At 61.8% G+C, this 22,241-nt stretch carries 21 protein-coding genes; 13 read left to right on the top strand and 8 right to left on the bottom strand.

What is annotated here, in order from left to right; translation table 11 throughout:
- Positions 1-136 precede the first annotated feature (136 nt).
- Positions 137-373, bottom strand: a complete 237-nt coding sequence (locus tag TRIHO_RS22395; protein ID WP_068248963.1) for a hypothetical protein — start codon at positions 371-373, stop codon at positions 137-139.
- A 721-nt stretch (positions 374-1,094) separates the two neighbouring features.
- On the opposite strand from TRIHO_RS22395, the gene ettA reads away from it, so the two are divergent.
- From ettA to TRIHO_RS22360, 6 genes are all read left to right on the top strand, one after another.
- Complete coding sequence (gene ettA / locus TRIHO_RS22385; RefSeq protein WP_068248959.1) at positions 1,095-2,762, top strand: energy-dependent translational throttle protein EttA; 1,668 nt, start codon at positions 1,095-1,097, stop codon at positions 2,760-2,762.
- Between the two features lie 133 nt (positions 2,763-2,895).
- Positions 2,896-3,498, top strand: a complete 603-nt coding sequence (locus tag TRIHO_RS22380; RefSeq protein ID WP_068248956.1) for a nicotinate-nucleotide adenylyltransferase — start codon at positions 2,896-2,898, stop codon at positions 3,496-3,498.
- Between the two features lie 104 nt (positions 3,499-3,602).
- Positions 3,603-5,087, top strand: a complete 1,485-nt coding sequence (gene dacB / locus TRIHO_RS22375; RefSeq protein ID WP_068248954.1) for a D-alanyl-D-alanine carboxypeptidase/D-alanyl-D-alanine endopeptidase — start codon at positions 3,603-3,605, stop codon at positions 5,085-5,087.
- A gap of 251 nt (positions 5,088-5,338) precedes the next feature.
- The gene (locus TRIHO_RS22370; protein ID WP_068248952.1) at positions 5,339-6,331 is read left to right on the top strand and encodes a taurine ABC transporter substrate-binding protein; all 993 of its coding nucleotides are present in this window, start codon (positions 5,339-5,341) and stop codon (positions 6,329-6,331) included.
- A gap of 79 nt (positions 6,332-6,410) precedes the next feature.
- Positions 6,411-7,217 (top strand): ATP-binding cassette domain-containing protein, encoded by an 807-nt coding sequence (locus TRIHO_RS22365; RefSeq protein WP_068248950.1) that lies wholly within the window; start codon positions 6,411-6,413, stop codon positions 7,215-7,217.
- Positions 7,218-7,222: 5 nt separating this feature from the next.
- Positions 7,223-8,476, top strand: coding sequence for an ABC transporter permease (locus TRIHO_RS22360; protein WP_068249124.1), 1,254 nt, complete (start codon positions 7,223-7,225; stop codon positions 8,474-8,476).
- A gap of 172 nt (positions 8,477-8,648) precedes the next feature.
- Here the strand turns inward: TRIHO_RS22360 and TRIHO_RS22355 are convergent, their stop codons facing one another.
- Positions 8,649-9,071 carry a tellurite resistance TerB family protein gene (locus TRIHO_RS22355; protein ID WP_068248948.1) on the bottom strand — a complete coding sequence of 141 codons (423 nt, stop codon included), beginning with the start codon at positions 9,069-9,071 and terminating at the stop codon, positions 8,649-8,651.
- A 210-nt stretch (positions 9,072-9,281) separates the two neighbouring features.
- Here TRIHO_RS22355 and TRIHO_RS22350 point away from each other — a divergent pair, with 210 nt between their 5' ends.
- The 5 genes from TRIHO_RS22350 (at position 9,282) to TRIHO_RS22330 (ending at position 15,498) form a co-directional block, all read left to right on the top strand.
- Positions 9,282-10,937 (top strand): lysine--tRNA ligase, encoded by a 1,656-nt coding sequence (locus tag TRIHO_RS22350; RefSeq protein ID WP_068248946.1) that lies wholly within the window; start codon positions 9,282-9,284, stop codon positions 10,935-10,937.
- A 163-nt stretch (positions 10,938-11,100) separates the two neighbouring features.
- Positions 11,101-11,403, top strand: a complete 303-nt coding sequence (locus TRIHO_RS22345; RefSeq protein WP_068248944.1) for a PAAR domain-containing protein — start codon at positions 11,101-11,103, stop codon at positions 11,401-11,403.
- Positions 11,404-11,444: 41 nt separating this feature from the next.
- Positions 11,445-12,566 (top strand): hypothetical protein, encoded by a 1,122-nt coding sequence (locus TRIHO_RS22340; protein ID WP_131811245.1) that lies wholly within the window; start codon positions 11,445-11,447, stop codon positions 12,564-12,566.
- Positions 12,567-12,641: 75 nt separating this feature from the next.
- On the top strand, positions 12,642-13,079 hold the full coding sequence (locus TRIHO_RS22335; protein ID WP_082705286.1) for a DUF4864 domain-containing protein: 438 nt from the start codon (positions 12,642-12,644) through the stop codon (positions 13,077-13,079).
- A gap of 133 nt (positions 13,080-13,212) precedes the next feature.
- Positions 13,213-15,498, top strand: a complete 2,286-nt coding sequence (locus TRIHO_RS22330) for a glycosyl hydrolase family 28-related protein (protein WP_068248940.1) — start codon at positions 13,213-13,215, stop codon at positions 15,496-15,498.
- Positions 15,499-15,537: 39 nt separating this feature from the next.
- On the opposite strand, the gene TRIHO_RS22325 is transcribed toward TRIHO_RS22330, so the two are convergent.
- Entirely contained in the window at positions 15,538-16,026 is a 489-nt protein-coding gene (locus TRIHO_RS22325) for a HugZ family pyridoxamine 5'-phosphate oxidase (RefSeq protein WP_068248938.1), read from the bottom strand.
- Positions 16,027-16,133: 107 nt separating this feature from the next.
- Positions 16,134-16,820, bottom strand: coding sequence for a hypothetical protein (locus TRIHO_RS22320; RefSeq protein ID WP_232367862.1), 687 nt, complete (start codon positions 16,818-16,820; stop codon positions 16,134-16,136).
- A 110-nt stretch (positions 16,821-16,930) separates the two neighbouring features.
- On the opposite strand from TRIHO_RS22320, the gene TRIHO_RS22315 reads away from it, so the two are divergent.
- The gene (locus TRIHO_RS22315; RefSeq protein ID WP_068248936.1) at positions 16,931-17,251 is read left to right on the top strand and encodes an antibiotic biosynthesis monooxygenase family protein; all 321 of its coding nucleotides are present in this window, start codon (positions 16,931-16,933) and stop codon (positions 17,249-17,251) included.
- A 70-nt stretch (positions 17,252-17,321) separates the two neighbouring features.
- On the opposite strand, the gene TRIHO_RS22310 is transcribed toward TRIHO_RS22315, so the two are convergent.
- From TRIHO_RS22310 to uvrB, 4 genes are all read right to left on the bottom strand, one after another.
- Complete coding sequence (locus TRIHO_RS22310) at positions 17,322-17,921, bottom strand: hypothetical protein (RefSeq protein ID WP_068248935.1); 600 nt, start codon at positions 17,919-17,921, stop codon at positions 17,322-17,324.
- A 139-nt stretch (positions 17,922-18,060) separates the two neighbouring features.
- Positions 18,061-18,651, bottom strand: coding sequence for a hypothetical protein (locus tag TRIHO_RS22305; protein WP_068248933.1), 591 nt, complete (start codon positions 18,649-18,651; stop codon positions 18,061-18,063).
- Between the two features lie 36 nt (positions 18,652-18,687).
- Positions 18,688-19,077: a hypothetical protein gene (locus tag TRIHO_RS22300; protein WP_068248931.1), complete on the bottom strand. Its 390-nt coding sequence runs from the start codon at positions 19,075-19,077 to the stop codon at positions 18,688-18,690.
- Between the two features lie 221 nt (positions 19,078-19,298).
- Complete coding sequence (gene uvrB / locus TRIHO_RS22295; RefSeq protein ID WP_068249119.1) at positions 19,299-21,494, bottom strand: excinuclease ABC subunit UvrB; 2,196 nt, start codon at positions 21,492-21,494, stop codon at positions 19,299-19,301.
- A gap of 194 nt (positions 21,495-21,688) precedes the next feature.
- Here uvrB and TRIHO_RS22290 point away from each other — a divergent pair, with 194 nt between their 5' ends.
- Positions 21,689-22,000, top strand: coding sequence for an ETC complex I subunit (locus TRIHO_RS22290; RefSeq protein WP_068248929.1), 312 nt, complete (start codon positions 21,689-21,691; stop codon positions 21,998-22,000).
- The last annotated feature ends 241 nt before the right edge of the window (positions 22,001-22,241 follow it).

Genomic DNA, 22,241 nt, shown 5'->3' with positions numbered 1-22,241 from the left:
TTCTGCCTGAGGGTCCGGCTTGAGGTTCTGACCCGTGTTTCAGCCTTTGCTACAGGTCCCGCGCCACAGGTCCCATGTCACGGGCACGGGGCGCCGAAAGCCGACGCAGATGCCAGATCTTCAAGAGGCGGCATCTTCACCCGGTGGCTGTGCGTTGTTTCTTGGACGCGGACCAGCCGTCCTGATCACTTGGATCGGCGCCTGGTTCGCTGCGCAGGACATAGGCGATGCAGGTGACACTGAGTGCAGAGAGCGCGCCGACGATCGCGTAGATGCCGAGGCAGATCCAGAACGGCAGACCGAAGGAAAACATGGCGATGGATCCGGTCACAAGACCGGCAATCATACCGAAAAGCAGTCCTAGAATAGCCATTTGATCTGACCTCTTCCTATGCTTCCACAGCCGGGTTTATCCCAGGCTATCCACCATACGCGACGTGCTCACGAAACTTCTGCTCAACGCTCACTCAGTTTGTCTTTTTGCTTGAAAGCGTCAAAATCCTTGGTCCTCAGGGCTAAAAATTAAGTCGTCTTCCTTTCCAAAAGGTTAACAGATGAGAGGTCCTGTGACCATTTTAACGAAGGTAAATGCAGCCGCTTGCGCGGGGTATTGCTTTGACGATGGCCTCGGGCCTGGCAGGCCAGAGAAGTAAGTCTAGGCGTTCGCAAGCGGATGCGCGGCTTGGATGCGTCGGTCCCGCGCCAGTTTCGCGATGGAAAAGCCAGCGACACAACAGGCGCTGACACAACCGGAGAGAACGTAAATGAAACAACAGATCCAAAAGGATGCGTCGAAGACATAGCCTGCGGACAGCGCGGCCGTCATGCTCGCAAGAATTGCAACGAGGATATGTCCCACAACCATAGCGAATCTCCTGTCGCCTGCCTGACGTGGCGGGCTCAGGATCGAGTGTCGTCGAAAAATCCGGCAAAACTAAGGAAAATGACGCTATGGCACGTCATTTGAGCGCGAAACTGCCGGTTGCACCGCAAGTGCGACCGCAGCCACGGTCTGCGCAGCAGCGATTGCCCCTGCCGGGCACACGCGTTATCACACCTGCCAACCAGTTTCCCTTTATGACGGAGCAACACGAATGGCTTCCTACCAGTACGTTTACCATATGCAGGGTGTCTCCAAGACCTATCCCGGCGGCAAGAAATGCTTTGAAAACATCCACCTGTCCTTCCTTCCGGGTGTGAAAATCGGTGTGGTCGGCGTCAACGGCTCCGGTAAGTCGACCCTGATGCGGATCATGGCCGGCCTCGACACGGATTTCACCGGCGAGGCCTGGTCGGCCGAAGGCGCAAAAGTTGGCTACCTGCCACAGGAACCGCAGCTGGACGAGACGCTGACCGTGCGCGAGAATGTCATGCTCGGCGTGGCGGAGAAAAAGGCGAAGGTGGACCGCTTCAACCAGATCGCGGTTGAAATGGCGGAAAACTATACCGACGAGCTGATGGAGGAGATGACGACCCTTCAGGATGCGATTGATTCCGAAAACCTCTGGGATCTGGACAGTCAGGTGGACGTGTCGATGGAGGCGCTGCGCTGCCCGCCGGACGACGCGCCGATCAAGGACCTGTCGGGCGGTGAACGGCGCCGGGTGGCCCTGTGCAAGCTGCTGCTGGAAGCGCCCGATATGCTGCTTCTTGACGAACCGACCAACCACCTGGACGCGGAAACCATCGCCTGGCTGCAACAGCATCTGATCGACTACAAGGGCACCATCCTCTGCGTCACCCACGACCGGTATTTCCTGGATGACATCACCGGCTGGATTCTCGAACTCGACCGGGGGCGGGGCATTCCCTATGAGGGCAACTATTCCAGCTGGCTGGAGCAGAAGGCCAAACGCCTGCAGCACGAAGCGCGCGAAGACAAGGCCAAGCAAAAGACCCTGGAACGCGAACTGGAATGGATGCAGCAGGGCCAAAAGGCCCGTCAGGCCAAATCCAAGGCCCGGATCGCGGCCTATAACGAGATGGCCAATACCTCTGAACGCGAAAAAGTCGGCCGCGCGCAGATCGTCATCCCCAACGGTCCGCGGCTTGGCTCCAAGGTGATCGAGGTCAGCGGCCTGAAAAAGGGCTTTGGCGACACGCTGCTGATCGACGGTCTGGAATTCTCCCTGCCGCCGGGCGGGATCGTCGGTGTCATCGGCCCCAACGGGGCCGGTAAATCGACCCTGTTCCGGATGCTGACCGGTCAGGAACAGCCTGACGAGGGCACGGTGGAATACGGCGACACGGTCAAGCTGTCGTATGTTGACCAGTCCCGCGACGATCTCAACGACGGCGATACGGTCTGGGAAGCGATCTCGGGCGGCGCTGAAATCATCGAACTGGGCGATGCGCAGGTCAATTCCCGCGCTTATTGTTCCTCCTTCAACTTCAAGGGCGGCGACCAGCAAAAGAAACTGTCGCTGCTCTCGGGCGGGGAACGCAACCGGGTCCATATGGCCCGCCTGCTGAAAGAGGGCGGCAATGTGCTCCTCCTCGACGAACCGACCAACGACCTGGATGTGGAAACCCTGCGGGCGCTCGAGGATGCGCTGGTGGATTTCGCGGGCTGCGCGGTGGTGATCTCGCACGACCGTTTCTTCCTCGACCGGATCTGCACCCATATCCTTGCCTTTGAAGGCGATGCCCATGCGGAATGGTTCGAAGGCAACTTCGAGGACTACGAAGAAGACAAGAAACGCCGTCTGGGCCCCGACGCGCTGGAGCCCAAGCGCCTGAAGCACAAGAAATTCGTGCGCTAACCGCCTCGGGTTCAGACAGGACAGATGCGACGGGCCTTTCCGATCCGGAGAGGCCCGTTCTTTTTGCCCCCTGCCACGCGTCCCTGCCATCCGCCGTTGCTATCGCCGTCCAAATCTGTGCATCAATTCCGCGATGAAACCTGCGTATCCCTTTCTGCGCCCCGGCATGACCGTGGGTCTCTTGGGTGGATCTTTTGATCCGCCCCATCAGGGGCATGTGCAGATCTCGCGGGCCGCGCTCAAACGGTTCGACCTCGACCAGCTGTGGTGGCTGATTACGCCGGGCAATCCGCTCAAGGAAAATCCGCCCGCGTCGATGGCCCGGCGGATGCAGGCGGCGGCGCGCATGATGGATCACCCGCGCGTGCGGATTTCGGATATCGAGGCCCGGCTTGGCACCCGCTACACGGCGCAGACCCTGCGCCATTTGCGCCAGGTCTATCCGCATGTGCGCTTTGTCTGGTTGATGGGCGCGGACAACCTCGCCCATTTCCACCGCTGGAAAGACTGGCGCGATATCCTCAACACGGTGCCGGTTGGGGTTCTGGCCCGCCCGGGCGAGCGGATCTCGGCACGGCTGTCGCCCGCCGCCCGTGCTTTTGGTAACGCCCGTATTCCCGCCAGCCAGAGCCAGCGGCTGGCCCGCGCCGACGCCCCGGCCTGGTGTTTTCTGAACGTGCCGATGGTCAATGCATCCTCGACCGAGATCCGCAACCGGGGTGAGTGGTCGGGTTAGGCTGACCCGTTTGGGGACAAAGGTGTCCTGTCACGACACTTATTTTTCATTTTCCCATCAAAGCATTTGCCGAATGGCAGGGAATTTGATTCAAAATACGCACCATGATCTCTCGTCGCGCCTTTATCTCCTCCGCTCTCGCAACGCTCGGTTCCGGCCCTGCGTTTGCAAATGCTCCGACCTATACGCCGCGCCCGAAAATGCGCGGCCTCAATCCGCTCAGCCCGGGCCGGGATGGGCTGAAGGCGGTGCTTCAAGGCGCCAAGATCTCTGGCGAGGTGGTCTGCGCCGTGGCCGATGCCCGGAGCGGCCAGGTGTTGGAGACGGTTGAGGGCGACAAGGGGTTGCCCCCGGCCAGCGTGGCAAAAATCCTGACAACGCTTTATGCGCTGGACAGTCTCGGTGCCGGATACCGGTTCAGCACGCGGCTGATCGCAACCGGCCCGGTTCAGAACGGGATTTTGCACGGCGATCTGGTTTTTGTCGGCGGCGGCGATCCGACCCTTGATACCAATGATCTGGCAGAGCTGGCGGCGGGATTGAAATCCGCCGGTCTGCGCGAAATACGCGGCCAGTTCCTGATCTGGGATGGGCTGTTGCCGCATGTGGCCTCGATTGATCCCGGTCAGCCGGATCATGTCGGCTACAGCCCCGCAGTGTCGGGGGTCGCGCTCAATTTCAACCGCGTGCATTTTGAATGGAAACGCGCCGGCAGCGCCTGGGCTGTCAGCATGGACGCCCGGACCGAGAAATATCGCCCGGAGGTCTTCACCTCGAAAATGGCGGTCGTGCGCCGCGCGGCACCGGTCTATACCTACGCGGAACACTCCGGCATCGACCAGTGGACCGTGGCCAGCAGCGCGCTGGGCAACGGCGGCTCGCGCTGGTTGCCGGTGCGCAATCCGGCGCTTTATGTGGGTGACGTGTTTCAGACGCTGGCGCGGTCCCATGGCATTGCCCTGCCGACCCCGAAACAGATCGACCGCCTGCCATCCGGCACCGTCCTGGCGCAGCATCAAAGCGCGCAACTGTCGCAGCTTTTGCTGGCGATGCTGAAATACTCCAACAATCTGATGGCGGAAATGATCGGCATGACCGCCAGCCTGCAGCGCGGGGGGCGACCGACCTCCCTGTCCGATTCTGGCCGCCGGATGAGCGATTGGGCCGCGCAGACCTACGGGATGCAGCAGACCCATCTGGTTGATCACTCCGGTCTGGGCGAGGCCTCTCGCCTGACCGCACACGATCTGGTGCGCGCGCTGGTGGTGGCCCAGCAGGGCGGCGTGTTAAAGCCGTTGCTGAAACCGATTTACCTGCAGGATGACAAGGGGCGCCCGATCAAGGGTCACCCGGTCAAGATCGCCGCCAAGACTGGAACGCTCAATTTTGTCTCCGGGCTGGGGGGCTTTGTGACCGCCGAAGACGGCAGGGAGCTGGCCTTTGCCATTTTCTCGGCGGATCTGCCGGCGCGTGACCGTATCAGCCGCGCCGAACGTGAACGCCCGCCCGGTGCGCGCAGCTGGAATGCCCGCGCCAAACGCCTGCAACACGCGCTGCTGCTGCGCTGGGGGCAGGTCTACGGCAGTTGAGCCGTTGACGCTGGCGGTGCGCGCGCGCCGCAGCTGTGCCCTCCGATAAGACCAGTTTGCCCCCAAAGAGGCAAAAAATCCTGACGGATAAGCCCAGAATCCAGTTTCCGTGGGGCCAGTGGTGCTGTGACAGTTGTCAGACCGGGTCTTCATCGTAAGCATTTGCGCAGGTCAGCATAAAAATTTCTAAAAAGAGCGACCTCCAGAAAAAGCGATTGATCGCGATACCGGTTCAACACGGAGGAACCCACATGTCTTTCAAGACCACACTTTGCGGCACATCCACGGCCCTCGCCCTGATGATGGGCACCACGGCAATGGCCGAAGATATTACAGTTGCCTATTTCCTCGAATGGCCGATGCCGTTCCAATATGCCAAGGCGATGGGCACCTATGAAGAGGCGATGGGGGTCGGCATCAACTGGGTGGCTTTTGACACCGGCACCGCTATGTCCGCGGCGATGGCGTCCGGCGACGTTCAGATCGCCGTCAGCCAGGGTCTGCCGCCCTTCGTCGTGGCGGCCTCCGCAGGACAGGATCTGGTGATCACAGACATCGCGGTCGGATACTCGGAAAACGACAACTGCGTGGTGGCCGAGACGCTGGAAATCGACGGTGCCTCGGCCAAGGAGCTGGAAGGCAAACGCGTCGGGGTGCCGATTGGCACGGCGGCGCATTTTGGGTTTCTCAAGCAGATGGAGCATTTCGACGTAGACATCACCACGATGGAGATCGTTGACATGGCCCCGCCAGAAGGCGCTGCGGCCTTTGCCCAGGGCTCGCTCGATATGGTCTGTGGCTGGGGCGGGGCGCTGCGCCGGATGAAAGAACACGGCAATGTGCTGATGACCGGGGCCGAAAAGGAAGCGGCCGGCATTCTGGTGTTCGATGTGATCTCCGCACCGTCCGATTTTGTTGCCAGTGATGGCGAGCTGATGACCAAATTCCTCGCGGTCACCGCAGAAGCCAACGCGATGTGGAACGCGGGCACCGACAAGGACAAGATGATCGAAGTGATCGCCAAGGACGCCGGCATGGATGTCGCCGATACCGAGGCGACCATTGCCACCTTCACCTTCCCTTCAACCGAAGACGCGCTGAGCGAGAAATGGCTGGGCGGCGGGGTTCAGGACTTCATGATCGGCGTGGCGGGCGTCTTTGCCGAAGCGGGCTCGATCCCGAAGGCGCTGGACAGCTATGCCTCCACCGTGGATGCGAGCTTCCTCGCGGCTGTGGCGGACTAACCAGCCGCAGCCTTTCGAGAGTGGCGCCGCATCTGGCGCCACTTTCCTTTCCATTTCACACAGAGAGCAGGAGCTCCTCATGGACGGTCTCCACATTGATCACCTGTCGATGCGATTTGACTTGCCCAACGGCACGCATATCCAGGCCTTGCAAGATGTCTCCATCGAGATCGGAAAGGGTGAGCTGATGTCCGTTCTTGGTCCTTCGGGATGCGGCAAGACGACCCTTCTGAACATTTGCGCGGGCTTTCTGGCGCCCACCGATGGCGCGGTGCGGATGAACGGTCATACCGTCAGGGGACCGGCGCCGGAACGCGGCATGGTGTTCCAGAAAGGGGCCCTCTTCGAATGGATGAGCGTGCGGGAAAACGTCGAATTCGGCCCCCGCATGAAAGGGATGGCAATGGCGGCGCGCAACGAGATCTGCGACCAGCTGCTGGAAACCGTCGGCCTGCAGGATTTTGGCGAAAAGGCGGTCTATGAACTCTCTGGCGGCATGCAGCAGCGGGTGGCGCTGGCGCGGTGCCTGGCCAATGACCCCGACGTGATCCTGATGGACGAACCGCTGGGGGCGCTGGACGCGCTGACGCGCGAGAAAATGCAGGCGCTGGTGCTCAAGCTCTGGAAAAAGAGCGGCAAGACCGTGATCCTGATCACCCATTCCGTCGAAGAAGCGCTGCTGCTGGGCGAACGGCTGCTGGTGATGGCGCCGCGTCCCGGTCGCATCCACAAGGAATACCGGCTGCCCTTTGCCGAACAGGGGGTCAACATGGATCTGCGCGCCGTCAAGAAACTCGACGGTTTTGCCGAGACCCGCGATGAAATCCTGTCGATGATCTGGGAAATGGAAGAGGAAATCATGGGCCGGACGGAGGGCGCGGCATGACTGGTCTGCTGATCCTTCTGGCCTATGTGGCGCTGTTCGCAGCCTCTTATTTCATTGTTGACCGTCTGCAGGACCGGATGCGCACGGGGGTGAATTTCACCAGCCTCAAGACAGTGACCTTTGGCGACGAAAGCGCCATCACCCCGAACCGCGCGGCCTCGGTTATCTCGATCCTGGTGATCTTCTTGATCTGGGGGGCCTTCACCGGCTCCAAACTGGTGCCGATCCATGTGCCGGGCCCGTTTCGCGGCGACACCAGTTTCACCTATACCGCGACCTCCGCGACCGGTGAGACGGCCGAGGCGACGGTGGTCATCCGGGTCCATGAATTCGGCGCGGAGGCCGAGACGCCGGAAATCGCTCCCAACCCCGGCTTTGCCCAGAACGATGCCGACAAGGTCGCGGCCTGGCGGTCGGTGCTGGTCAAGGCGGCCGATAACGACGGTGACGACGTCACCGTGACCGCGGTCGAAGGCCAGCCGCTGCTCCCCGGAGAGACAGTGACCGTGCCCAACGGCCATGTCACCATGTCCCGGCGCGGCGCGTTGAATTTTGAACCCGACAAGGGGTTCCAGATGGAACCGATCTGGATGCCCAGCCCCGAGGCCGTGTTCGCGCGCTTTGTCGAGATCGCCTCCGAAGGCTATCAAAACTTCACCCTCTGGGAACATCTGGGCTGGTCGCTGTTGCGGGTGCTGGCGGGGTTCGTGCTTGGCTCGCTTGTTGGGATCCCGCTTGGCTATGCGATGGGGCTCAGCTCCTGGGTGCGCGGCTGGTTCGATCCGATTGTGGAATTCATGCGCCCGGTGCCGCCGCTGGCGCTGATCCCGCTGGTGATCATCTGGTTTGGCATCTGGGAAAGCGGCAAGATCGTTCTGCTGTTCCTTGCGGCGCTGTGGATCATGACCATTGCGGCCCGGGCCGGGGTGTCGGGCGTCAATATCACCAAGGTGCACGCCGCCTATTCGCTGGGGGCGTCCAAGCCGCAGATCCTGCGCCATGTGATCGTGCCAAATTCGCTGCCGGAGATCTTTACCGGCGCGCGGGTGGCCATGGGGGTTTGCTGGGGGACGGTGGTTGCGGCTGAACTGGTCGCGGCGCAGAAAGGGGCCGGCATGATGATCATCGCCGCGTCGAAATTCCAGCTGACGGATATCGTCCTGATGGGGATCATCCTGATTGGGGTCATCGGCTACGGCATTGATATCTTGATGCGCAAGGCCGAGGATTTCCTGGTGCCCTGGAAAGGGCGCAGCTGACCCGGCACCCGCGCCCGCGGCGAACAAAGCCCGTTGCGTGAAAAATGGGGCGGCCCCTTCCTCTTGCCGGGTTGGGGCGGCCCCTTCCTTTTGTCCGGATTGCGTCCGATGGCCGACCGGCCGCGCCGCGACTGGGTTCCGTGATCCCGTGCGGCCCGGCTTAGGCCCCGCCTTACACCATGTGGCGCGCGCGCGAGCCCCGTTCGATGGCAGCCGCGTGCAGACGCTCCACATTCAACTCATAGCGGATCTCTTCCAGCAGGCGCAGTTCGTTGTCGTTCAGCGTCCCGTCTGCCGCCGCCACATCACAGGCCAGCGCATAACATGTCTCGAACAGGCGCTGGGGCAGGATGTCACGCACCAGCCCGAACAAGGCATCCAGCCCGTCCTCCTGCTCGAACAGATCAAACACCGTGCCCGACACGGCGGTGATCCGGTCGGCATCGTAGTCGGCAAAAACCGGCAGCATGTTGACGGCGTTCTGGATCTTGACCAGCTCGACGGTGCGAATGTCCTCGTCCGAGGCGGAAACCGCCACCATGACGGCCACCAGGCAATCCTGCGGTGTCAGCAGGGGGAGGGTCTCTTCTGTCATTGTCCGGCGTCCTTTGTGCCCGTGTGTTCGGCGCGTAGGATAGGGGGCGCAGCAGCCACGTTCAACGCCGAAGCCTTGCAAAAAGTGGTTTTCCGCCGGTCGCTTTGAGGGGCGCCGTGTTGACTCGTGCCGCACCAGCACAATAGAGAAGCGCGTCGGGTTGCATGGTGCAGCCGATGATCCCGAAAAAGACGCTGACTGGAGTACATCATGTCTGATCTGCGCGAAGAAGCTCTCAAGAGCAAAGCCTGGCCGTTTGAAGAAGCACGCCGTGTTCTCAAACGTTACGCCAAGGGCGCGCCGGAAAAGGGCTATGTGTTGTTTGAAACCGGCTACGGTCCCTCCGGTCTGCCGCATATCGGCACCTTTGGCGAGGTGGCCCGCACCACCATGATCAAAACCGCCTTCGAGGTGATTTCCGACATCCCGACCAAACTGATCTGTTTCTCGGACGATCTCGACGGCATGCGCAAGATCCCCGGCAACGTGCCGAACGCCGAGGGCCTGAAGGATCATCTGCAAAAGCCGCTGACCTCGGTGCCGGATCCGTTTGGCGAATTTGACAGCTTTGGCCACCACAACAACGCCATGTTGCGCCGGTTCCTGGATACGTTTGGTTTCGAGTATGAGTTCTACTCCTCGACCGAATTCTACGCCTCGGGCCAGTTTGACGAGGTGCTCAAACGCTGCGTCGAACGCTATGACGCCATCATGGAAATCATGCTGAAATCCTTGCGGGATGAACGGCGCGAGACCTATTCGATCTTCCTGCCGATCCACCCGGAAACCGGTCGCGTGCTCTATGTGCCGATGAAAAAGGTGAACCCGGAGACCTACGAGGTGACCTTTGACGACGAAAACGGCCGCGAATGGACGCTGCCGGTCACCGGCGGCAATGTGAAACTGCAGTGGAAGCCCGACTTTGGCGCCCGCTGGGCGGCGCTCGAAGTGGACTTCGAGATGTATGGCAAGGACCATTCCACCAATACGCCGATCTATGACGGCATCTGCCGGGTGCTGGGCCAGCGCGCGCCAGAACATTTCACCTATGAATTGTTTCTGGATGCAAACGGACAGAAGATTTCCAAAACCTCCGGCAACGGCATCTCGATTGACGAATGGCTGACCTATGCCTCCTCCGAGAGCCTGTCCTATTTCATGTATCAAAAGCCCAAAACCGCCAAGCGGATGCATTTTGACGTGATCCCGAAGGCGGTGGACGAATATCATCAGCAGCTGCGTGCCTACCACGGTCAGGACCTCAAGGGGCAGCTCAACAACCCGGTCTGGCACATCCACGGCGGCGCTGTACCGCAGTCGGATATGGTGGTTTCCTTCTCGATGCTGTTGAACCTCGCCAGCGCCTCCAGCGCCGAGGACAAGGAAACCCTGTGGGGGTTCATCAACAAATACGCCCCCGATGCCACCGCTGCGACCCATCCCGGCATGGATCAGGCGGCAGGGTTCGCGGTGCGCTATTTCCAGGACTTCGTGAAACCGGCCAAGGTGTTCCGCCTGCCCAGCGATCAGGAACGCGCGGCGCTGAGCGATCTTGCCACTGCCCTGCAGAGCCCCGAGGCCGCCCTGGCGACCATCGCCCGGAAGAACGAACTGGTCGGCAATGACGACCCGCTGCCAGAGGCCGATTTCGCGGACGAGGAATTCCTGCAATCGGTGGTCTTTGCCATCGGCAAGATCCACGGGTTCGATCCGCTGCGCGCCTGGTTCTCGACGCTCTACGAGGTGCTGCTGGGCGCGACCCAGGGGCCGCGTTTTGGCGGCTTCATCGCGCTGTATGGGGTCAGCGATACCATCGCCCTGATCGAAACGGCGCTGGCAGGCGACCTGGTGTCCGAAACTGCCTGACCGGACCGGTTCCGGATCTCTGCAACAGACAGGCGGGCGTCGGCAATCGGCGCCCGTTTTGCCGTCTGGCGAACTTTTTCAAGAAACTTCCACAGCTACTCACTTCTTTTTGGGCGCTGAGGTGTTTATCCTCTAGAGTAAGGATATTTTGGAGGATCGGATTATGATGCCAGCGGCGCGACTTACTGATATGCATGTCTGTCCCATGGTGTCGCCGCTTGTCCCACCCGTTCCGCATGTCGGTGGTCCGGTGGCTGGACCCAGCGCGACGACAGTCCTGACCTGCGGTCTGCCTCAGGCAATTATGGGGGACGCAGCAATCTGTGTCGGACCACCTGATACGCTGGCAAAAGGATCTTCCACGGTGATTGTGTGTGGAAAACCTGCGGTGCGGATTGTGATCGATACCTGTGCCCATGGCGGTATGGTGAGTGTTGGTGCCCCAACCGTCATCATCGGCGGCTGAGCTGACAGCAGATGGTTTGCTTTTGCAAAGACCTCGACCTGGTGTCGGCGCTGCCGTCGCCTCAGCGCGACAGCCTGCGGATGGATGCGCCGCCGCCCCAGCTTGCCAATATGCTCAAGCTGATGAAATTGAACGTGAACCTCAGCGCCAGGACGGATCTGAACCTGGCCGAGATGCTTCCGACGGATCAGAACTGGCTCACCGCCAATATCGTCGCACAGGCCCCGAACGGCACCTTGCCTGCGGTGCTGCCGCCGCGCGGCGGCCCGGTTCTGGCCCTGGCCGCGCGGCTGGCGATCCCGGCGGCGATTTTCCCGCTGGATGATCTTGAGGCCTTGAAGAACGCGCTGACCGAAGCGATCCTCAGCCTTGAGGAAAACGTGATGGCCAAGACCCATTCGATTTCTCAGATGCCGTCGCCGGCCTATAGCAACCTTGCGATGGGCGCGCATATGACGCTGGCGTTGCGCACCCAGGGCCTGTGCCCCTTCGAGGTGATGGAGGCCGAGCTGGGCGAGGCCATGACCATGGGCGACTCGGGCACCAGCGTCTCGCGCCAGTCCGCGACGCTGCAATTTGCCACCCGCCTGCCAAAGATGCGTCTGCCGGCCTTTGGCCTGCCGCTGCCGCAGCTGAAACTGGCCACCCAACTGGCCGGGCTTGCCACCACCACGGCGGCACTGAACAAGCCGCCGTTGACCCCCGCCTTTATCGACCAGCTCAAGCGCCAGTTCGCGGCATTGCAGAATTTCCCGGTGCCCCGGATGAAAACGCCTCTGTCGCTGCTGATGGCGCTGGCGGCGCAGATGGCCGACCTGGATGTGATCCACGAGGCCTTTGGCGAGGATGCGCTGACCCCCTCCGGGCTGGCGCGGATCAATGCGATGTACAGCCACTGGTCCAAGAAACGCATTCCGTTTCCGCTGCCAGCCGCCGACCTTCTTAGCCAGTTTGAACTGCTGCCGGATGTGCACGATGTGATCGCCGGCGGGCAGACCGCCAATGCCGCAGGCCTGGCGCTGATGTCCTCCATGACGACCCTGATGCCGCCACCGCCTATCACCCCGTTCCTGGAGGTGATCGCGGCGCTTGGATCGGTGCTGACCAAGGTGATGGGCCAGCAGCCCTTTGGCGCCTGTTCGGCCTGCGATTTCGCGCCCTGATCCCCGCGCCCTTTGACGACAGCCTGCGCAACGCTAGCTCCTGACACATCAGGGCTGTCTTGAAGGAGTGTGGCGATGCGACGGAAACTTGTACGAACATGCGGCGTGTGGCTGGCGGTTTTCATATGTGCTGCCGGGGCCTGGCTCGCGCCCGCGCGCGCTCAGAGCGCCCAGAGCGACCAGATCATCGGTGTCATCGATGCCCAGCTGGAGGCCTTTCAGGCGGAGGATGCACAGGCGGCCTTTGGCTATGCCTCGCCCTCCATCCAAAAACATTTCGGCACGCCGGGCAATTTCATCACCATGGTCGAACAGGGCTACCCCATGGTCTGGCGCCCGGCAGAGGTGCAGTATCTCGACCTGCGCGAGATTGCCGGCAAGCTGTGGCAACGGGTCATGATGACCGATAAATCGGGGGGGGTGCATCTGCTTGACTACCAGATGGTGAACTCCGGTACTGGTTGGAAAATCAACGCGGTACAGCTGATCAAGGCCCCGTCCGGCAGCGTCTGACCACGGCCCGGCCAGGGGCGCGGCCAGGGGCGGGTGTTGCGCTCCCGGCGTGCGCCCACCTGAGCCGGATTTAATCCCGGACTGATAGACCTTTTCCCGATCCCGGCATGCTGGAACAGGAAAGGTACTACTCATGAACAAGGCGATTACCGACGGTCTGCAATTGATGCCGCCTGCATTTGCGCAGGGGCTTGATGTCTGGTCCAGTGGCGACGGAACGCCCGGTTCGGACACCTACGACGGGGCCGCAAACGCGGCACTTGTGGCGGGGGACGCGCATTTCGCGGGCTGTCTTGAGCTGCAAAAGACCGCCAGCACCCAGCATCTGCGCTACATGGGCGAAACCCCGATCCTGCCGGGCTGCTATCTGCGGGTGACCGCGCGGGTCAAAGCGATGAGTGGCGCATTGCCAACGGTGCGGATTTCCGGCTGGGCCGGCGCCAGCAACGACAGTCATGTGTCCGGCGTGGTCGAGGTCGGTCCCGGAGTCACCCTGTCCGCCTATGGCGAGGTGGTCGAAGTGCAGGCGATTGTCGGCACAGGCACCCGGACCGGCGTAGACATGCCCTGGGGGATCGCAGCGGCCTATGGCCACCTTGGCCTGGACCTGACCGGTCCCAACGGCGGGGTGATCCGTGTCGATGACCTGATCATCGAGGACGTCACCAGTGTTTTCCTGCGCGACATGCTGAGCGTCGTGGATGTTGTCGATTATGGTGCGGTCGGAAACGGCAGCACCGATTGCCACGCCGCCTTCGAGGCCGCCGACGATGCCGCAGACGGGCGGCGCATTCTGGTCCCGGAGGGAGAGTTCCTGATCAACAGCACCCTGTCGCTCAACCATGACGTGGTGTTCGAGGGCACGCTGTCGATGCCGGATGACGCGATGTTGCTGCTGACCAAAAGCTACAACTACCCGACCTATGCCGCCGCATTTGACGACGAGGCGCTGGCCTTCAAAAAGGCGTTTCAGGCGCTGTTGAACAGCGTCGATCATGAAAGCCTGGATCTTGGCGGGCGCAGTATCACGCTGCACGAACCCATCGATATGCAGGCGGCGGTGCCGAACCGCACCAGCTATGCCACCCGGCGCTATATCCGCAATGGCCAGTTCACCGCGCAGGCCGGCGCGCCCTGGGATCACGATGTGGTCACTTCGCAGGCGTCCTACAGCAGCTCGGACAACCGAAAGTTGACAGATGTCAACAATATCGCGGCCATTCCGGTCGGGGCCCTCGTCGAAGGCGCAGGCGTCGGGCGCGAGGTCTACGTGCGGGAAAAGAACACCGGCGCGGGCGAGCTGACCCTCAGCCAGCCGCTGTTTGATGCCGAGGGGCGGCAGAACTTCACCTTCACCCAGTTCAAATACATGCTGGATTTCTCCGGCTTCTCGGCGATCAAGAAATTCGGCATCTCCGGGGTGGAGTTTCAATGCAATGGCGAGGCCAGCGCCCTGCGGCTGGCCCCCGCCGGGTCGGTCTTTGTGCTGCATGACTGCTATTTCACCAAACCAAAGGCCCGCGCGATCACCTCGATCGGCAATGGCTGTCAGGGCATGCTGGTGGACAATTGCCAGTTCCTGTCGGATGAGGATGCCGAGGATGTCTCGGACCGGGTCAGCATCGCGCTCAACGCCAATTCCAACGATGTCAAACTGCGCCACAACCGCGCCACCCGGTTTTTGCATTGGGCGGTCATGGCCGGCTCCAACCACACGATCACCGGCAACCATTTCTTTCAGGGCGACAGCGTCGCAGGCGGCGTGCGCACGGCAGGCATCGTGGTGACGGATACCTATGCCTCCCATACGATTTCGGAAAACTACATCGACAATTGCTTTGTCGAGTGGACCAACGAATATGACGCGACCCCGGATTTCAGCACCGGGTTTTCATTCTCGGCAATGTCGATCACCGACAATGTGTTTCTCAGCGGTGATGTCGCGAATTGGTTCAGCTATATCGTGATCAAACCCTATGGCAGCGGGCATTTTCTCAATGGTGTGTCGGTCACCGGCAACAAGTTCCGCTCGATCAACGGCACGATTGACCGCGCCGAACGGGTCGATACCAGCTTTGCCGATCTGGATTTCACCCGCAGCCGCGATGTCTTCTTTGACGGCAACACGTTCCACAACGTAGACACCAAGTCGCGCAATCCGCTGCGTGTCGAACATGACGAGGGCAGTGCCGCCAGCACCTGGTCGGTGGACACCGATGGGTCATTGCCCTTCTCCGGTCACAGCCGTGGCGTGGACAGCGTGGTGATGGAAGGATCCATGCGTAACTCCGGCGGCTCGGTGGTGTATCCGACCCCCTATGTGCGCACCAATCAAGGCAGCAACAACGACCGCATCGACCTGGTCTGGCCCGAAGCGGTCCGGGGCACGGTGCGGGTCCTGATCCGTATGGATCGCTAACGCGTGGCGGTAGAGGCGAGGGGGAGGCTGTGGCAGGGGCTATTCGACCTGGAACAGATCCGCCTGCGTCATCTGAAACGCCTTGCCAAAGCCGCCGTTGAGAAACCCGTCGGTGATGTGGAACCGCAGGAAATGAAAATCGCCAAACCCGATATAGAGCTTGGCCTTGGGGTGGCTGCGCAGATAATGCGCGGCCATTTCGGCGTGGCGCTCGCCGGTGTTGGGCAGTATCTCGCCCCGGCCATTCAGGGTCAGCCGGGGATGGGTCAGAGGGTCGCCCTTGTCGCCCGGCTCCCCCACCAGCAGCGAAATCTGGGGCCGGGTGCGCAGCGCCTGCGTGTGGGCCGCGAGGGTGGAAACCAAAGAGATCGGCTGCCCGGCGCCATCCAGACCAAAGGCGATGCGGCTCTGCATCGGGTGGCCAGCCTCTGTCAAGGTGGCAAGCGATGCATATCGCGCGGCGCGCAGCAATTCATGTGCCAGCGCGCGGGCCTCGTCATCGGTGGGGCGGAGGGGGCTTAGTGCCATTCGGGTGTTCCTGATTGGGGTCTGCGGGCAGGTCATGCCAGTCCAGCGCAAGCCAGTCCAGACCAGAGCAGCCCAGACCAGAGCAGTCCAGACCGCGCCGGGGGCACCTAGAACCTGTGCCATAGCTCCAGCCGCAGGCCAAGCCGTGTGTCGCCAAAGGACCGCCACTCCACCCCGGTGAGCAACTCTCTGTCGTTGCGGAGCGACCAGCGAAGGCCGGGGAGCAGTTTCGACACCAACGCCGCCTCCCGCGGTTGGTAAAGTTCGATTTGCAGGATCGGGGCTGCTCCGCTGCGGGCGTTGAAGCCAAGCGTGCTGTCGAGTTTCCAGGCCTGGGTGGCGTCCGGGCCGCCCCATTCCCGGGCCAGATCACCCGCGATCCAGCCGCTGCGTCCGGCCAGTTGCCAGCCGCGCCCGGCCGAAAGGGTCACCCGCGTGACCCCGGACCAGCTGCTGCTGTGGCGTCTCTGCCCGGCGGCCAGCTCCATCGCCCATTGCCAGCCGGTGTCGTGCTGGCGCAGGGGCAGCCGAGCAAAGGCCAGCGCATGGGCGGACTGAACCCCGCCGCTGTCGCTTTGGTTGAGATCCAGCCCGAAGGTCAGCGTCGGGGTGACGCCATAGGCGGCATAGGCGCTGAGCTCTTGGCCGGAGGGGCGCAGCCGGAGGCTGGAAGAGATGAACCCGCGCTGCGTCTGCTCCAGCCAAGCGCCCGCCTGTGGGGACCGTGGCCCGGTCAGGAGCGCCACAGGGAAGACCGAGCAGAATAACACCAGAAGCGCTGCGGATCTCAGCACGCGGCAGACCTCTCTCTGTCCGTCAGGTTCTACCTTTGGTAGAACAGAACACCATCGACTTTCAAGCCGGAGGGGATAGTCTGACCCGGAGGACGCAAAGGAGGCCCACCATGCCGACGATTACGAAATCAACCGAGGTGCAAACGGTTATCACCACCTTTGAGGTGACGCCGGGCACCTGTCAGGATCTCATTGATACGCTGCAGGCGGCGATTGCGGAATTCATCTCGCACCAGCCTGGGTTCATCTCGGCGGCGTTACATGTGAACGATGCCCAGACGCGGGTTGCGAATTATTCGCAGTGGCGGCAGCGGGAAGATTTCATGGACATGCTGCGTAGCGATGAAATGCGCAAGCGCAACCGGGTGCTGAACACGCTGTGCCGCAGTTTCGAGCCGGTGATGTATGACGTGGTTGCTGCTTTCGACTAGGCAATGACCCCTCTGTCCGCGTCCGCGCGCGCGGGATCGCACCGATCTGGCGCGCGCGGCCGGGCCCGGTTCAGCCGAAACGGTCGGCCCAGAACCCCAGCGCCAGACGCCGCAACAGCAGATGCGGGGCGCGCAGGGCCGAGCGGATCAGCACCTTGTTGGAATCGATCACGGCGGCGATTTTCTGGAAATGGGGTTTTTGATGCGGCGCCGGCGATCGCAGCAGGATGGTTTGCGCCTCTTCCAGGGCGCGAACGGTTTCCTGTTTGACGGCCGCGACCGCCGCCGGTTTCACCGCGCTAAAGCGTTGAAACCCCTTGCGGATCTTCTTGGCACCGGGGTCCAGATTGGCCTGCACCGCCGCATTGATGCGGTTTTCGGCATGGCGCAGCGCCTCATAGGCCGGTTGATAGTCGATGCTGCCCTTGACCTTCACGGCGGCGAATTTGAAGGCCCTGTGGTAGCAATCAAACCGATAGGCTTCGAACAGCTGAAAACACTCCTGCATGTCGCGGGTGATCTGGCGGACCAGTTCGGTGGTGGTGCGGGTGTTGACGGTATTGGCCGAGTTTGCATCGCCACTGGAACTGTCGCCGCCCCGTTCCCCGGCAGAGACGGAGGTGGCCGCAAGACAGGTGACCATTGCCAGAATGGACAGAGAAAAACGCATGACTTGATACTCCCGCTAACACAATCGCGACCAGCCTAGCATAGGGAGCAAAGATTTCCCTAGGCGGAGTTGGCCGGGATTGGTCCTATCCGGTGGCCCGGCAGGCACGGGCGCAGGCAGGCCGGGCGGGGTGGGGGCGCTAGCCGTGAAGGCTGGGGGCGAACATCTGCGCCAGACGGATCATCGGGCGTGGCAGCGCCAACAGGGCAGAGCGCAACAGGACCTTGTTGGACTGAATGACGGCGGCGACCCGCTGGAAGTGCTTTTGCTGTTCGTTGTCGGGGGTGCGCAGCAGGATGGTGGTGGCCTCTTCCATTGCGGCAAGGGTCGCCTGTTTGATCAGGGGCAGTGCCTCGGGTTTGACGGCGCGGTGCTGAATAAAGATATTGTCGCGAAGCGGCGGCTGGCTGGGATCGAGGTTGGCCTGGACGGCGGCGCCAATCCGTTTTTCGACCAGCGCCAGCGCCTCTGCCACCGGGCCGTATTCGCGGCTGCCGTTCAGCTCTTGTGCCCCGGTCCGATAGCTGCGGCGATAGCAGTCGTAGCGATAGACCTTGGGTTTGTTCTGACAGGTGCGAAAATCCCGTTTCAGCTGTTCCACAATGCTGTTGGTGGTGTCGTCGTTCAGCTGCAGATTCCACCCCTTCCGCCCGGCAAACCCCCGATCCGCAACCGCGGCGGAGGAGATCAGAACAAGCGCGAGCGTCATGGGGAGGGCCAAACGGATCATAAAAAATTCCTCAGGGGTCGGAGTGTCCAGGGGGGCTTAGTCAGGAAATTGTATACGGCATTGAGCGGTGGCTTCTTCGGCACGTCGTTGGGCACCGGGGAGCGCGTCTTTGAGGCCAGTGAGCTTTTTCCGCTCTTCAGACACCTCAATGGCAACGGGGGTTTCAATGGTTCGGTAGTAGGTTTCCGGGCAGGGGTAATAGCCGACGACGGTGCCGTCCCTGACCCGCCGGCAGGTGTGAAAAATCGTCTCTGGCACGGTCTGACGATGGATGGCGTAGCCACGGGCGATATTGGCTTCGGTCTCTGTGATCTCTTTCACCAGCCGGTTCTGGGTGGCGGAGCCTTCCCGGATACAGCGCTGTTGTGGCGTGGCACAGGCGGTCAGCAGGGCCAAGATCGAAAGAGACAGGAGCAAGCGGGGCATGAAAAATGTCCTGTGAGGATGGTGAAACAAACGGCGTCTGTATGTATAACACCACATTGTGGAAAGTTATTCGATGTCAAGGGCCGTCCTGCTGACCAAATGGGTGCCGGCGCGGCCGTGCCGGGCAGCGGCGCCACCGGCCAAGGGGGCAGCGGCGTGCTGCGGCGGCACGGCAGGGGCGCCCGACGCACCGTTGCCGTTTCCCCGATGGCCCGCGCCGGTCACCGTCCTCGCCGTTTCACATTGCCACCGCGTTGTCCGGCCTTGCCGGCGGTGGAGCGGCCGCGGGTCTTGGTGGCCTGCTCGGCTGCGGCCTCGACCGCGGATTGGCGCGCCAGCGGGTCGGCAGAGATGGCGAGATCGACCGCCTCCAGTCGCTTGACCTCGTCGCGCAGGCGGGCGGCCTCCTCGAATTCGAGGTTCTCGGCCGCCTTGCGCATATCGTCGCGCAGACCGGCCAGGTGGGCTTCCAGGTTGGCGCCATGCATCGGTTTGTCGAGACTGGCAGTGACGCGCGACATGTCGGTGTCGCCCTGATAAAGCCCGGCCAGCACGTCATCGACGTTCTTGCGTACGGTCGCCGGCGTGATCCCGTGTTCGATGTTATAGGCGATCTGTTTCTCGCGGCGCCGGTCGGTTTCGCCAATCGCCCGTTCCATCGATCCGGTGATCCGGTCTGCATACATGATGACGCGCCCGTCGGCGTTCCGGGCGGCGCGGCCGATGGTCTGGATCAGCGAGGTCTCAGAGCGCAGGAAGCCTTCCTTGTCTGCGTCCAGAATGGCCACCAACCCGCATTCGGGGATGTCCAGACCCTCGCGCAAGAGGTTGATCCCCACCAGCACGTCAAAGGCGCCAAGCCGCAGGTCGCGCAGGATCTCGATCCGTTCCAGCGTGTCGATGTCACTGTGCATGTAGCGGATCTTGATCCCCTGTTCGTGCAGGTATTCGGTCAGATCTTCGGCCATACGTTTGGTCAGAACAGTGGCCAGGGTGCGATAGCCCTGCGCCGTGACCTTGCGGATTTCGTCCAGAAGATCATCGACCTGCATGTCAACGGGGCGGATTTCCACCTGCGGATCCAAGAGGCCCGTGGGGCGGATCACCTGTTCGGCAAAGACCCCGCCGGCCTGCTCCAGCTCCCAGGCGGCGGGCGTGGCGGAGACAAAGACCGATTGCGGGCGCATCGCGTCCCATTCCTCGAATTTCAGCGGCCGGTTGTCCATGCAGGAGGGCAGGCGGAAGCCGTGCTCTGCCAGCGTGAATTTGCGCCGGTAGTCGCCTTTGTACATGCCGCCGATCTGCGGCACCGACACGTGGCTTTCGTCGGCAAAGACGATGGCATTGTCGGGAATGAATTCAAACAGGGTCGGGGGCGGCTCGCCGGGGGCGCGGCCGGTCAGATAGCGCGAGTAATTCTCGATCCCGTTGCAATGGCCGGTGGCCTCCAGCATTTCGATGTCGAATTGGGTGCGCTGTTCCAGCCGCTGCGCTTCCAGCAGTTTGCCTTCACCGACCAGCGCATCCAGCCGCTGGCGCAGCTCCTGCTTGATCGAGATGACAGCCTGGTTGAGCGTCGGCTTTGGCGTCACATAGTGCGAATTCGCGTAGACGCGGATCTTTTCAAAACTGCCGGTGCGTTCACCGGTCAGCGGATCGAATTCGGTGATCGCCTCCAGTTCCTCGCCAAAGAACGACAGTTTCCAGGCGCGATCTTCAAGATGCGCGGGAAAGATCTCCAGCGTGTCGCCACGCACCCGGAACGATCCGCGCTGGAACGCCTGATCGTTGCGCTTGTATTGCTGCGCCACCAGATCGGCCATGATCTGGCGCTGGTCGTAGTCCTTGCCCACCAGCAAATCCTGCGTCATCGCCGAATAGGTCTCGACCGAGCCGATGCCGTAGATGCAGGACACAGATGCGATGATGATCACATCGTCGCGTTCCAGCAGCGAGCGGGTGGCGGAGTGGCGCATCCGGTCGATCTGCTCGTTGATCTGGCTTTCCTTCTCGATATAGGTGTCTGACCGCGCCACATAGGCCTCGGGCTGGTAGTAGTCGTAGAAGGACACGAAATATTCGACAGAGTTGTCCGGGAAGAAGCCTTTGAACTCGCCATATAGCTGCGCCGCCAGCGTCTTGTTCGGGGCGAGGATGATCGCGGGGCGTTGGGTCTCCTCGATGATCTTGGCCATGGTAAAGGTCTTGCCGGTGCCGGTGGCGCCCAACAGGACCTGATCGCGATCGCCGTTCAGCACGCCCTGTGACAGTTCGGCAATGGCGCGGGGCTGGTCGCCGGCGGGCGAGAACTCCGTTTTCATGGTGAACCGTCTGCCGCCTTCCAGCTTCTCGCGGCGTTCGGGCGCGCGGTCAGCCATCATCGGCAGGGAAGAGGTGTCGGAATTGGCGTAGGGCATCTGCGGTTCCTTGTCGGCATGCACAGAGAGTTTGGTCTGTTTTTGTTCCACTTCAAGCGGCGAGTCAAACAGACAAGCCCTGGCAAACCGGGGTGCGATGGGGCAACCCTGTGCATTGCAACACATTTGCGATCTTGCCGCGCGGGCACATCCATCGCATACAAGGCCAAAGGAATCTACTCGAGGAGACAGCCATGCGCGCGCGGATTTACCGGCCAGCTCGAAATGCCATGACCTCTGGCATGGCAAAAACACGCAAATGGGTTTTGGAGTTTGCGCAGCAGAGCGCCCGTGAAGTGGATCCGCTGATGGGTTGGACCTCGTCCTCTGACACCCAAAGCCAGGTGCGCCTGCGGTTCGACAGCAAGGAAGAAGCGCTGGAATACGCCAAGGACCACGGCATCGAGGCGGAGGTCCAGGAGCCCAAGACGCGCAAGCCAAACCTGCGCGCAGGCGGCTATGGCGAAAACTTCGCCACCAACCGGCGCGGCCCCTGGACGCACTGAGACACGGCCCACCGAACCGTCTGAGGCTGCCTAAGGTCGGGGCAGGCTGCAGATGGCGTTGATTTTCGTGCCTTGTGCTTTGTGCCACATGGTATCGACCCAAAGGCGCACCCGACGGGCTGCGCCTTTTGTTCTGGCCTGTTGTCTTGTTGATCCTTCGTGCCTGCCGGTGTGTCACCAACCTCTGTGCCGCCGCCACGCGTCCTAAACCTCTGAATGTTGAGTGGGCGGCCTTATGTGT

It is taken from the genome of Tritonibacter horizontis, assembly GCF_001518015.1.
Taxonomy (GTDB): domain Bacteria; phylum Pseudomonadota; class Alphaproteobacteria; order Rhodobacterales; family Rhodobacteraceae; genus Epibacterium; species Epibacterium horizontis.
This window is presented reverse-complemented; position numbering and strand designations above follow the sequence as displayed.